We start from the raw sequence: 11,654 nt of genomic DNA on the forward strand, positions 1-11,654 counted from the left end.
CATCGCCGGGCGGCGAATCCCGCGTGACCGGCGTCACGCCGAAGGCTGTCACAACCTCTCCGGCCCGCTCGTCATGTGTGCAGGAACCGACGGAGAGGAAAGATCATGGAACCGCGCGTCAACCTGTTCGAGAACGAAGTCATCCTCAAGTACGTCAAGCGTCTCGGCGCCGCGAACCGTCCGATCGAGGAATCCTCGCTGCCGCACGCGACCCAGGAACTGGTGAAGCTGCGCGCCAGCCAGATCAACGGCTGCGGCTTCTGCACCGACATGCACAGCAAGGACGCCGCGCACGCCGGCGAGACCTCGGTGCGGCTCAACCTGGTCGCAGCCTGGCGGGAAGCGAACGTCTTCACCGAGGCGGAGCGGGCGGCCTTGGCGCTCACCGAGGAGGGCACCCGCATCGCCGACGCGCACCACGGTGTCAGCGACGAGACCTGGGCGCAGGTGCGCAAGCATTACGACGACGAGCAGATCGGTGCCCTGATCGCGCTGGTCGCCACGATCAACGCGTACAACCGGCTCAACGTCATCGCCCGGACGCCTGCGGGCGACTACCAGCCCGGCATGTTCGACTGATCCTCGCGTTCACCGACAACAGGATCGCTTCGCCGGACAACGATCGAGCTGCTTCGGGCTGCTAAACCTGCGGATACCAGCGATCCGGAGGTTTCAGCCCGTGCAACTCGACGTCCGCTTCTTCCCCGTGACCGGGACCCATCCGCTCACCACCGACCTCGTCGGGCTCCGCGCGAACTTCCACTACGGCTCCGGGAACGTGCTGGAGCAGCACTACGCGGACCGGACGACGATGATCTGGACCGGCGTTTCCGGTGATTTCGCCGGTGTCCGGCAGAAGGAGGCGACACTGCGCGTCTTCGAAACCGGCCCGGCGCAGTATTTCGTCACCTGGTACGAGACCGGGACCGTCGCGACGGCCGCGCACGGCGAAGTCTTCGACGGTGGCTATCCCATCGCGGTGATGGCCGACTTCGGCCGTCTGGTCGCGACCGCCGCCTACACGAATCCGCGCGAGGACGGCGGCCAGTATTTCCTGGTCGATCAGGCGACCATCGAAATCCTGGACAAGCCGCACGGATGGCCTTCCTTTCCCGAACCGCGGTCGTGAGTGATAGGGACGGTTCCAACCCAATGCCACGTAGCTCAAGTTGATCTTGGATGGGGTTCTTGATCGTAAGCGGGAGGATTGCCGCAGGTTACGCGCTCGGCTGCCCTGGCCGACAGGAGCCGACACTTTCGCTGACCCAATGTCTGATTGATGCCTGGATGGGCGATTTCACGAGGGGGTCGTGAGTGGCGTTTCGGGTTAGAACCCGAAACGCCACTCACGACCAACCCGACCCACCACCAGGGCCGAAGGGGTTCTAGAGACACGACGCCCCGCCACCGACAGCCGGCAGGCCAGGCGCTGACGAACAAGCGCCGCGCACGCAAAGGCAAAGCCCGGCGCCCCCACCGCTCCCATACTGGCCGTCCAGCCGAGACGAGGAGCACCGCATGAGCCGAGACGACACGTCGCTCGCCAAGAACGTACTGGGCGTGCCGGGCATCGTCTTCCTCGTGCTCGCCGCGGTCGCGCCCTTGACCGGGATGATCGTGATCGCGGCCATCGGCATCGCGGTCGGGAACGGCGGCGGCATGGTCGCGGCGTTCCTGCTGGCGACGGTCGTTCTGCTGCTGTTCGCCGTCGGTTACGCGCAGATGTCGCGGGTGCTCACCAGCGCGGGCGGCTTCTACGCCTTCGTGGTCAAGGGGCTGGGCAGGACGCCGGGTCTCGTCGCCGGGTTCGTCGCGATGCTCGGCTACAACTGTTTCGTCGCGGGCGCGATCGGCACGAGCGGGTTCTTCACCTCCACGGCGATCGACGACGTCTTCGGCCTGAAACTCGATTGGCTGTTCTGGAGCGCGCTTTCGGTCGTGCTGGTCCTCCTGCTCAGCCGCCGGGGAATCGCGGTCAGCGCGAAAGTGCTGGGTGTCTCGCTGATCCTCGAAGTGTCGATCCTGCTGATCATGGACTTCAGCGTGCTGTTCCGGCACGGCTTCTCGTTCGCCGCGTTCAGCCCGTCCGTGGTGTTCCAGGGGGCGGGCGGTCTGGCGTTGTTGTTCGCCGCCAACGCTTTCATCGGGTTCGAGGCGACGGCGCTGTTCGGCGAGGAGGCCAAGGATCCCCAGCGGACGATCCCCCGGGCGACCTACATCGCGATCGGGTTCATCGGGGTGTTCGCCGCGTTCACGACCTGGGCCGTGGTCAGCGCGATCGGCGCCGAGCAGGCGCAGGACGTGGCCGCCGCACACCTGTCGAGCGGGGACCTCGTGCTGTCGGTCGCGCAGGAGTATCTCGGCGGCCCGTTGACGAAGGTGATGTTGCTGCTTCTGGTGGTCAGCCTGTTCGCGGCGCTGCTGGCGCTGCACAATTCGGCCACCCGCTATCTGTACGCGCTGGGCCGGGTCGGCGTGCTGCCACGGCTGCTGGGCAAGACCAGCCCGCGCAACGGCGCGCCGCGCTACGCCTCGATCGCCCAGTTGGTCTTCGGTTCGTTGGTGGCGCTGGCGTTCCGGCTCGCCGGGCTCGACCCGGTCGCCGATCTCACCGCGAGCATGACCGGCTTCGGCACGCTCGGGATCCTCACTCTGCAGTTGTTCGCGGCGGTGGCGATTCTGGTCTACTTCCGCCGGACGCGGGATCACCGGGTCGCGAAGACGCTGATCGCCCCCGGGCTGGGCGCGGTGGGGCTCGGGCTGATCGTGACGCTGGCGATCCTCAACTTCCCGACACTCGCCGGCTCGAGCAACGGCGTCGTCCCGCACCTGCCGTGGCTGCTCCTGGTGGTCGCGCTGGCCGGGCTCGCGCTCGCCGGCTGGCTGCGGCGGTTCCGTCCTTCGGTGTACGCGGCCTTGGAGACCGACCTGGAACGCGAACCGTCAGACGTTGTTGGTCAGTGAGAGGTTGAACGAGTAGCGCGACGCGCGGTAGACGTGCCATCCGTACTCCACGACCTTGCCCGAGTCGTCGTAAGTGGTGCGGCGCATGGTGAGCAGGGCCGCGCCCGGCTCCTCGTCCAGCAGTTCGGCGTCCTCCTCGGTCGCCTGCCGGGCCCCCACGTTCTGCTGGGCGGCGTGCAGACGGACACCGGCCGAGCGCAGTAGCTGGTAAAGGCCCTTGTCCCGCAGTTCGTCGTCGGCCGGGGCGATCAGGCCGTCGGGCAGGTAGTTGTTCATGATCGCCAGCGGCTCGCCGCCCGTCGAACGCACCCGCTTCAGCCGCCGGACGTGGGTCAGGCCCGGTGTCTCGAGATGCTCGATCGCGTCGTCGCCCGCGGGTTCGATCCGGTTGACGAGGACGACGGACTCCGGCTTGTCGCCGAGTTCGCTGAGGTCGTCGAAGAGGCTGCTCAGCCGGAGCGGCCGCGCGACCTTGGTGCGCACGACCTGCGTGCCGACACCGCGTTTGCGGACGAGCAACCCCTGGTTGACCAGTGACTGGATCGCCTGGCGGATGGTCGGCCGCGACAGGTGCAGACGCGCGGCCAGATCGAGCTCGTTGTCGAGCCTGGCGCCGTTCGGCAGCCTGCCGTCTTCGATGGCGGCGCCGATCTGCCGGGCGACCTGCGAATACAGCGGCTCCGGACCGTTCGGATCCACCACGATCTCGCCGGGCGCCCAGGGTTTCATGCGCGGAGCCTACCGCGACCGGCCACTATGACCTTATGTCCATATGTCTTGACAAAGTCTCACGCCGCTTGCGATGGTCGCAGGACCACGCGAGCCGGGAGGTACGAAGTTGTCGGACACAGTGCGCCGGATCGTCACCGCGCGGGTGCGCGATCCGGGGGCCGTCGCGGTGGCCGCCGCGACCCGCGTCCGGGCGAAGTCGCCCTTCAACGACAAGGGCCGCACGATGATCATCGCCGCGGACCATCCGGCTCGCGGCGCGAACGGAGTCGGCTCCGACCCGCTCGCGATGGCCGACCGCGGCGAACTGCTCGACCGCCTCGGCCTGGCGCTGGAACGTCCCGGGGTCACCGGCGTGCTGGCGACGCCGGACATCCTCGACGACCTGCTGCTCCTCGGCGCCCTCGACGGCAAGACCGTCATCGGCTCGATGAACCGCACCGGACTCGCGGGATCGAGTTTCGAGATCGACGACCGGTTCGCCTGCTACGACGCCGAAACGATCGAGCGGATGCGGTTCGACGGCGGCAAGACGCTCACCAGGATCTGCCTGACCGACCCGGCGACGCCGAGCGTCCTCGAGAACACCGCGAAGGCGGTCAACGACCTGGCCGACCGGAAACTGATCGCGATGGTCGAGCCGTTCCTCGCGGACTGGGTCGACGGACGGCTCCGCACCGACCTCTCCCCCGACTCCGTGATCCGCTCGATCACGATCGCCTCCGCACTCGGCCGCTCGTCAGCCTATACGTGGCTGAAACTCCCGGTGGTGAAGGACATGGAGCGCGTGCTGGCCGCCTCGACGTTGCCCGCCGTCCTGCTGGGCGGCGAGGTCAAGGATCCCGACGCCGCGTTCGCCGCCTGGCAACGCGCGCTCGCGCTGCCGACCGTGCAAGGCCTCGTGGTCGGCCGGTCCCTGCTCTACCCGCACGACGGCGACGTCGCCAAGGCCGTCGACACGGCCGTCGGACTGCTGTGAACACCTGTGGAGGACAACGCGTGAAGACCATCGACCACTGGATCAACGGCGCCGCGACCACGGCGGGCTCCACCCGGACCTCCCCGGTGTACGACCCGGCAGCGGGACGCGCACGGGCGGAGGTGCTTCTCGCGGAACCGTCCGATGTGGACACCGCGGTGGCCGCCGCGGGGAAGGCGTTCGAGTCGTGGGGTGATTCGTCGTTGTCACAGCGGACGAAAGTGATGTTCGCCTTCCGCGAGCTGCTGGTGAAGCACGAGGACGAACTCGCCCGGATCATCTCCGCCGAGCACGGCAAGGTGATCGACGACGCGCGCGGCGAGATCGTCCGCGGGCGCGAGATCGTCGAGTACGCCTGCGGGATCGCCGACGCGCTGAAGGGCGGATTCTCCGACCAGGTCTCGCGGGACGTGGACGTGCACGAGTTCCGGCAGCCGCTCGGGGTGGTCGCCGGGATCACGCCGTTCAACTTCCCGATCATGGTGCCGCTGTGGATGCACCCGATCGCCATCGCGGCGGGCAACACGTTCGTCCTCAAGCCCAGCGAGCGGGTCCCGTCCGCGTCCCGGCTGGTCGCCGAGCTGTACGCCGAGGCGGGGCTTCCGAACGGCGTGTTCAACGTGGTCAACGGGGACAAGGTCGCGGTCGACGCGATCCTGGAGCATCCCGATATCGCCGCCGTGTCGTTCGTCGGGTCCACCCCGATCGCCAAGTACGTCCACGAACGCGCGACGGCGTCCGGCAAACGCGTGCAGGCGCTGGGCGGGGCCAAGAACCACGCCGTCGTCCTGCCCGACGCCGACCTGGAATACGCCGCGAACCATCTCACGGCGGCCGCGTTCGGTTCGGCCGGGCAGCGCTGCATGGCGATCTCCATCGGTGTCGCCGTGGGGTCGGCCGGTGACGGGCTGATCGAGATCCTCGAGCGCAAGGCAGCCGAGATCAAGGTCGGTCCCGGCCACGAGGCGGGCAACGACATGGGCCCGGTGGTCACGGAGGCCGCGCGACGACGGGTGATCGACTCCGTCACCCTCGGCGCGGAACAGGGCGCGACCGTGGTCGTCGACGGGCGGGAGCTGCGGGTCGCCGGGCACGAGGACGGGTTCTTCGTCGGACCGTCCCTTTTGGACCATGTGACCACCGAGATGGCCGCCTACCGCGACGAGATCTTCGGCCCGGTGCTCGGGATCGTGCGGGTGTCCACGCTGGACGAAGCGATCGCGCTGATCAACGCGAACCCGTACGGCAACGGGACCGCGGTGTTCACCGGCAGTGGCGAGGCGGCGCGGCGGTTCCAGCGGGAGGTGAAGGTCGGGATGATCGGGGTGAACGTGCCCATCCCGGTGCCGATGTCGTACTACTCCTTCGGCGGCTGGAAGGACTCCCTCATCGGGGACAGCCCGATCCACGGCCCGGCGGGCGTCCGGTTCTACACGCGGGCGAAGGTCGTCACGACGCGGTGGCCGCACTCCGCCGCCGGTTTCCACTTCCCGACCTCCAGCTGATCACCGCATTTCGTCCTCTGAATGCGGCAACGCATTCAGAGGACGAAATGCGGGTCATCAGTCAGCGCACCTCTTGCCGCTGTCGTTTCCCGACGATCCGCCAGCCGACCGCCAGCACCACGACCAGGACCGGGATCGAGTAGAAGGCGATCTTCTCGGCACCGTCGGAGAAGCCCATCAGGACGACCACCAGCGCGAGGAAGCCCAGCGTCGCCCAGCCGCTGTAGGGCGCCCAAGGCATCCGGTAGGACGGCCTTTCCAGCTCGCCGCGCAGCGCCGCCTGACGCAGCCGCATCTGGCAGAAGATCAGGGTCGCCCAGGTGGTGATCACGCCGAGCGAGGCGATCGCGATCGCGATGTCGAAGGCGTCCTTCGGCACCAGGTAGTTGAGCACCACGCCCAGCACGTACGCGCCCGAGGTGAACAGGATGCCGCCGTACGGCACGTGGCGGCCACTCATCCGGCCGACGAACTTCGGCGCCTCACCCTTGTCCGCGAGTGCGCGCAGGATGCGGCCGGTCGAATAGAGCCCGGAGTTGCAGCTGGACAGCGCGGCGGTGAGCACGACCGCGTTCATCACGTCGCCGATGCCCGGGATCCCGAGCCTGCTGAACACGGTGACGAACGGGCTCTCGCCGCCGTTGTAGAAGGGCCACGGCAGGAGCATCGCCAGCAGCAGCACGGATCCCACGTAGAACACGCCGATCCGCCAGACGACCCCGTTGATGGCCTTCGGCAGCACCTTGCGGGCATCCTTGGTCTCGCCGGCGGCGATACCGACGACCTCGATCGCCGAGTACGCGAAGATGACCGCCTGCAGGGTCATCAGCGCGATGCCGATGCCGGCCGGGAAGAATCCATTGTGGGCGGTCAGGTTGTGCACGCCCGCCGTGGTGCCGCCGATGTCGGCGCTGGTGAGCACCAGGCCGGCCGCGGTGACCAGGAAGACCACGATGGCCAGCACCTTGACCACCGAGAACCAGAATTCCAGCTCGCCGAACAGTTTCACCGAAAGCAGGTTCACCAGGATCAGCACACCGAGCGCGACCAGGGCGGTGATCCACTGCGGCACTTCGGGCAGCCACTTGTGCACGTAGATGGCCACCGCGGTGATCTCCGCGATCCCCGTCATCGCCCAGTTCACCCAGTACATCCAGCCGGAGGCGAAACCCGCCCACGGCCCGATGAACTTGCGGGCGTAGGTGACGAAACTGCCGGAAGTCGGCTCGTGCAGCACGAGCTCACCGAGAGCGCGCATCACGAAGTACGCGGCGATACCGCAGAGCGCGTACGACAGGACCAGAGACGGCCCGACCTGGTGGAGCTTGCCACCGGCACCGAGGAACAGCCCGACGCCGATCGCGCCGCCGATGGCGATCATCTGCACTTGGCGGTTGCCCAGTGCTTTTGAGTAGCTTTCACCTTTTTCGGTGAGCAGCGAGGAATCCATGGTTGCCAGACGCTAGAGCGTGTGCGGCAGGTCACCAACGGTGCTAAGGAAGACTTAAGGTGTGCGGACCGTCACTCTGGTGGTTTTACCGGAATTTCCCTTTTCGATTTGACAAGTTCGCCGGCGAACCCCGACCTTCGCGCGCGAAGGAGCGCTTCTACGCTACAGCCGTGGACCTCGCAGCGCTGCTGGACCGGATCGCCGACGACGTCGCGCCGGAGATCGGCCGCGGCTTCGTCGCGGACTACATCCCCGCCCTGGCCAGGGTCGAACCCGGACGGTTCGGCATGGCGGTGGCCGAAGTGGACGGTGGGGTGCACGGCGTCGGCGACTGGGAGACGCCGTTCTCCATCCAGAGCATGTCGAAGGTCTTCACCCTGGCGCTCGCGCTCTCCCACGGCGACGGGGTGTGGGAACGGGTGGGCCGCGAGCCGTCCGGCAACCCGTTCAACTCGCTGGTCCAGCTGGAGAACGAGGACGGGATCCCCCGCAATCCCTTCATCAACGCCGGCGCGCTCGTGGTGACCGACGAACTGGCGCACCACGGCGACGCGGCGGAGACACTGCTTCGGTTCCTCCGCGAGGAAAGCGGCCGCGCCGACATCGGGATCGACGCCGAGGTGGCCGCGTCGGAGGCCGCCCACGCCGACCGCAACCGCGCGCTCGCGTATTTCATGGCGTCGTACAAGAACATGCGTCATCCGGTGCCCGCCGTCCTCGATCAGTACGTGCGCCAGTGCTCGATCGCGATGAACTGCGGCGACGTCGCGCGCGCTGCGGTATTCCTCGCCCGACACGGCGTGCGCAACGACGGTTCCAGGCTGCTCGAGCGGAGCGCGGCCAAGCGGGTCAACGCGGTGATGCTGACTTGCGGCACCTACGACGCCGCGGGCGAATTCGCCTATCGTGTCGGGCTTCCCGGCAAAAGCGGGGTCGGCGGCGGCATCGTCGCGATCGTCCCCGGCCGGTGCGCGATCTGCGTGTGGAGCCCGGGACTGGACCCGCGCGGCAACTCCGTGGCGGGTGTCGCGGCGCTGGACCGGTTCACCACCCTGACCGGCTGGTCGATCTTCTGATCGGTTTGAACCCGCGACGACGCGGGAAGCCGCCGGTGTGCAGACGTTTCTCCCGTTCGCCGACTTCCGGGCCTCCGCTTCCGTCCTCGACCAGCGGAGGCTCGGAAAGCAGCGGGTCGAGACGATCCAGGTGCTGCGCGCGCTGACGGTGCCGGGGTACGGCTGGCGGCACCATCCGGCCGCGGCGATGTGGGCGGGCTACGAGGAAGCGCTCGTCCGGTACGGCTTGGACATCTGCGAGGTCTGGTGCGAGACCGGCCGCCAGGACACCTGCCGCGAAACACTGCGGCTGGATCTGCTCCGCACCACCGGACTGGACCGGATCCGCGCCCAGGACCGGCTCGCGGAGGCGAAAGAGCTTCCACCCTGGCTCGGCGACACGGACTTCCACCGCAGCCACCAGTCCGCGCTCGTCCGCAAACAACCCGAGCACTACCGCGCGAGTTTCCCGGACGTCCCCGACGACCTGCCCTACGTCTGGCCCGCGTCGGACCGTCCACGACGAGAAGGAGTGCGATGACCGAGCGATTCCGCAAAGGCGACAAGGTCCGCTGGAACAGTCACGGCGGGCACGCCGAAGGTGAAGTCCTGAAGGAGATCACCTCCGACACAGAGGCGGGCGGCCGCACCGTGCGCGCGTCCAAGGAGGAGCCGCAATACCTGGTGCGCAGTGACAAGAGCGGCGGCGAAGCGGTGCACAAGCCCGAGGCACTGGAGAAGCTGTGAGCGAAGACAAGGACATCCGGACCGAGTTCGGCGAAGCGGTCAACATGACCGCGGCGGAACTCGAGAAGTGGCTGACGACCGACGAGTCCCGCCGAGCGGGGCAGCACAAGGACGGAGGCGAGTCGGTCGGCCACGAGTCAGGCCGCCGGATCGTCACGATCCTGCGCACCAAGAAGGCGGAACTCTCCGAAAAGGACGAACAGCACATGCGCAAGGTGGTCGGCTACGTGCACCGGCACCTCGCGCAGCGACCGTCCGGCGACGTCGAGAACACGACCTGGCGGTATTCGCTGATGAACTGGGGGCACGACCCCTGCAAGTAGTTCAGCCGCTCGGCCGCCCCATCTCGTGGCCCGGCCGTCCCTCGGTGCGCCGTCGCCGCTTGATGCGTTCTTCGTGCAGGTGCCGCCGTCCGCCGGTCAGGTCGTCGGCGACGTCGCGCGTCATCCCCCGAAAAGCCGCGTAGTAGCCGTCGTCGTACTCCTCGATCAGCTGAAAGGTCCACCGCTCCGGCAAGACGTTGAGCCCGATCAGCTCGGTCTCGATCCGCTCCGCCCACTCGGCGTGCCCGGCCTTGCGGAGGCCCTCGACGGCCTCGCCGAGCGCGAAGTCGGCTGTCCCCGTGAGGTGATGGAAGGCGTACAGGTGACCTCGCGCCTGCTCGACCGTTTCGAGGGCGAAGACCAGCTTTCCGACGGCGTCGACGGTCGCGTCGTCGGGTTCCGAGGATGAGTCCGGCATGCCCGATGAATGCCCCGGAGCCGGTGTTTCTACACCTCGGCGTCGTACCGCGTCCTGGCGTCGTTGATCTCGTTGATATGGGATTCGGCCCAGTCCCGGATCACCGCCAACGGCGCGGTGAGAGTGCGGCCGAGCTCGGTCAACGTGTACTCGACCTTGGGCGGCACCGTCGGATGCACGGTGCGCGTGACCAACCCGTCGCGTTCGAGGCCGCGCAGGGTCTGCGTGAGCATCTTCTCGCTGACCCCGTCGATCGCGGCGCGCAGTTCGCTGTAGCGCTTGGTCCCCATGGAGAGGCAGCCGACGATGAGCGCGGTCCATTTGTCCGCGATGCGGTCCAGCACCTGTCGGGAGGGGCAGGGCGCGCTGTACACGTCGGCGGGCCGCCCGTCCGGCAACCAGGCCAGAACTTGGCCTGGAGTGCCTGGACGGGGACGGCGGCGTGGTGGTTCCGGCATGCCGCGACGCTATCCGGTGGCCGGGCCGGCGGCCCGGATCCGGCGCATCGCGGGCGGCAGGACCCGGCCGAACACCTGTCCGGCGAAATGCCCGCCGGCGAGGATCGTCCGGTCGTCCTCGATCTCCTTCAGCAGGTGCTCGCGGGTGGCGACGCCCTCCACTGGATCGACGTCGAACGCGAACGTCCAGTGGCTTTCGGTGATCTGCACCTGGCAGTGCATGACGTCGCCGAGCACGACGACGCGGCGGGGATCCTCCTCGGCCGGATCGGTGACCACGAGGCTGCTGTGGCCGGGCGTGTGCCCCGGCGTGGCGAGTATCCGCACCCCTGGCGCGATGTTGTCGCCGTCGCCGAAGAAACCGATCACCTCGGCCAGCGGACGCTGCACCGCGAGCGGATCCGGACCGACCGGGTCGTTCTTGCCGGACCAGTGCGCCCATTCGCGCTCGCTGACGAGATGCCGCGCCGCCGGAAAGGTCAGCCCGGTCACCGGCCCGCCCGCGCCGTCCGGTGTGGGCGGAACGTTCGTCGTCCAGCCGACGTGGTCGTGGTGCAGATGCGTGTAGATCACGGTGTCGACGTCTTCGGGTGTCAGGCCCTCCGCGGCCAGGGCGTCGAGCAGACCGCCGCCGTGGAACTCGGCGGCACCGGGCAGGGTGAACTCGGCCGCGCCGAGCCCCAGGTCCACCAGGATGGCCCGGTCTCCGACGCTGATCAGGAAGGAGCCGATGCTGACCGGGAACCAGCCGCGTTCGTCGAGAAACGCGTCGTGGGCCGCCCAGCCGGACGGGACACTCGACGGCAGGAAAACGGCGGGGTTGAGCCAGGCATGCCCGTCAGGCAGGTAGGTGACGGTGGTCCGGCCGACCTGGATCCGGGACCTGGCAGCGGGTCTCGACATGAAGTGGACTCCCTTGTGGATGGTGAGCGAAGCTGTACTCACTTTCGGGGAGCGGCTCTCCGGAGGGAAGTACGCACTTGCAAGTGCGGTCTAGCGGTGGCTTTCCACGGCGATCCGCGCGAA

General features: G+C 68.1%; 14 protein-coding genes. 9 read left to right on the top strand and 5 right to left on the bottom strand.

The window, feature by feature from the left end; translation table 11 throughout:
• Positions 1-105: 105 nt before the first annotated feature.
• The 3 genes from AC069H_RS17285 (at position 106) to AC069H_RS17295 (ending at position 2,964) form a co-directional block, all read left to right on the top strand.
• A complete protein-coding gene (locus AC069H_RS17285) occupies positions 106-579 on the top strand; it encodes a carboxymuconolactone decarboxylase family protein (RefSeq protein ID WP_340688253.1) in 474 nt (157 codons plus the stop codon).
• A 100-nt stretch (positions 580-679) separates the two neighbouring features.
• The gene (locus tag AC069H_RS17290; RefSeq protein ID WP_478229587.1) at positions 680-1,129 is read left to right on the top strand and encodes a MoaF C-terminal domain-containing protein; all 450 of its coding nucleotides are present in this window, start codon (positions 680-682) and stop codon (positions 1,127-1,129) included.
• Positions 1,130-1,518: 389 nt separating this feature from the next.
• Positions 1,519-2,964 carry an APC family permease gene (locus tag AC069H_RS17295; RefSeq protein ID WP_478232968.1) on the top strand — a complete coding sequence of 482 codons (1,446 nt, stop codon included), beginning with the start codon at positions 1,519-1,521 and terminating at the stop codon, positions 2,962-2,964.
• Here the strand turns inward: AC069H_RS17295 and AC069H_RS17300 are convergent.
• A complete protein-coding gene (locus AC069H_RS17300) occupies positions 2,944-3,693 on the bottom strand; it encodes a GntR family transcriptional regulator (protein ID WP_478229589.1) in 750 nt (249 codons plus the stop codon). The two genes, AC069H_RS17295 and AC069H_RS17300, sit on opposite strands and share 21 nt — an antisense overlap.
• A 109-nt stretch (positions 3,694-3,802) precedes the next feature.
• On the opposite strand from AC069H_RS17300, the gene AC069H_RS17305 reads away from it, so the two are divergent.
• Both AC069H_RS17305 and AC069H_RS17310 read left to right on the top strand, forming a co-directional pair.
• Positions 3,803-4,672, top strand: a complete 870-nt coding sequence (locus AC069H_RS17305; protein WP_478229590.1) for a Cgl0159 family (beta/alpha)8-fold protein — start codon at positions 3,803-3,805, stop codon at positions 4,670-4,672.
• 20 nt (positions 4,673-4,692) lie between these two features.
• Positions 4,693-6,177, top strand: a complete 1,485-nt coding sequence (locus tag AC069H_RS17310) for a CoA-acylating methylmalonate-semialdehyde dehydrogenase (RefSeq protein WP_478232969.1) — start codon at positions 4,693-4,695, stop codon at positions 6,175-6,177.
• 61 nt (positions 6,178-6,238) lie between these two features.
• On the opposite strand, the gene AC069H_RS17315 is transcribed toward AC069H_RS17310, so the two are convergent.
• A complete protein-coding gene (locus tag AC069H_RS17315) occupies positions 6,239-7,627 on the bottom strand; it encodes an amino acid permease (RefSeq protein WP_478232970.1) in 1,389 nt (462 codons plus the stop codon).
• 170 nt (positions 7,628-7,797) lie between these two features.
• Between AC069H_RS17315 and AC069H_RS17320 the strand changes: the two genes are divergently transcribed.
• The 4 genes from AC069H_RS17320 to AC069H_RS17335 are packed head-to-tail and all read left to right on the top strand — an operon-like array spanning position 7,798 to position 9,752.
• The gene (locus AC069H_RS17320) at positions 7,798-8,703 is read left to right on the top strand and encodes a glutaminase (protein WP_478232971.1); all 906 of its coding nucleotides are present in this window, start codon (positions 7,798-7,800) and stop codon (positions 8,701-8,703) included.
• Positions 8,704-8,740: 37 nt separating this feature from the next.
• The gene (locus AC069H_RS17325) at positions 8,741-9,223 is read left to right on the top strand and encodes an MSMEG_6728 family protein (RefSeq protein WP_478232972.1); all 483 of its coding nucleotides are present in this window, start codon (positions 8,741-8,743) and stop codon (positions 9,221-9,223) included.
• Positions 9,220-9,429 (top strand): hypervirulence associated TUDOR domain-containing protein, encoded by a 210-nt coding sequence (locus AC069H_RS17330; RefSeq protein ID WP_340688244.1) that lies wholly within the window; start codon positions 9,220-9,222, stop codon positions 9,427-9,429. Before AC069H_RS17325 ends, AC069H_RS17330 begins: the two co-directional genes overlap by 4 nt.
• Entirely contained in the window at positions 9,426-9,752 is a 327-nt protein-coding gene (locus AC069H_RS17335; RefSeq protein WP_478229595.1) for a DUF3140 domain-containing protein, read from the top strand. Before AC069H_RS17330 ends, AC069H_RS17335 begins: the two co-directional genes overlap by 4 nt.
• Before the next feature lies 1 nt (position 9,753).
• Here the strand turns inward: AC069H_RS17335 and AC069H_RS17340 are convergent, their stop codons facing one another.
• The 3 genes from AC069H_RS17340 to AC069H_RS17350 are packed head-to-tail and all read right to left on the bottom strand — an operon-like array spanning position 9,754 to position 11,531.
• Entirely contained in the window at positions 9,754-10,170 is a 417-nt protein-coding gene (locus AC069H_RS17340; protein ID WP_478229596.1) for a hypothetical protein, read from the bottom strand.
• A gap of 29 nt (positions 10,171-10,199) precedes the next feature.
• A complete protein-coding gene (locus AC069H_RS17345; RefSeq protein ID WP_478232973.1) occupies positions 10,200-10,628 on the bottom strand; it encodes a winged helix-turn-helix transcriptional regulator in 429 nt (142 codons plus the stop codon).
• A gap of 9 nt (positions 10,629-10,637) precedes the next feature.
• Positions 10,638-11,531: an MBL fold metallo-hydrolase gene (locus AC069H_RS17350; RefSeq protein ID WP_478232974.1), complete on the bottom strand. Its 894-nt coding sequence runs from the start codon at positions 11,529-11,531 to the stop codon at positions 10,638-10,640.
• Positions 11,532-11,654 lie beyond the last annotated feature (123 nt).

The organism is Amycolatopsis sp. NPDC043887, assembly GCF_056435665.1.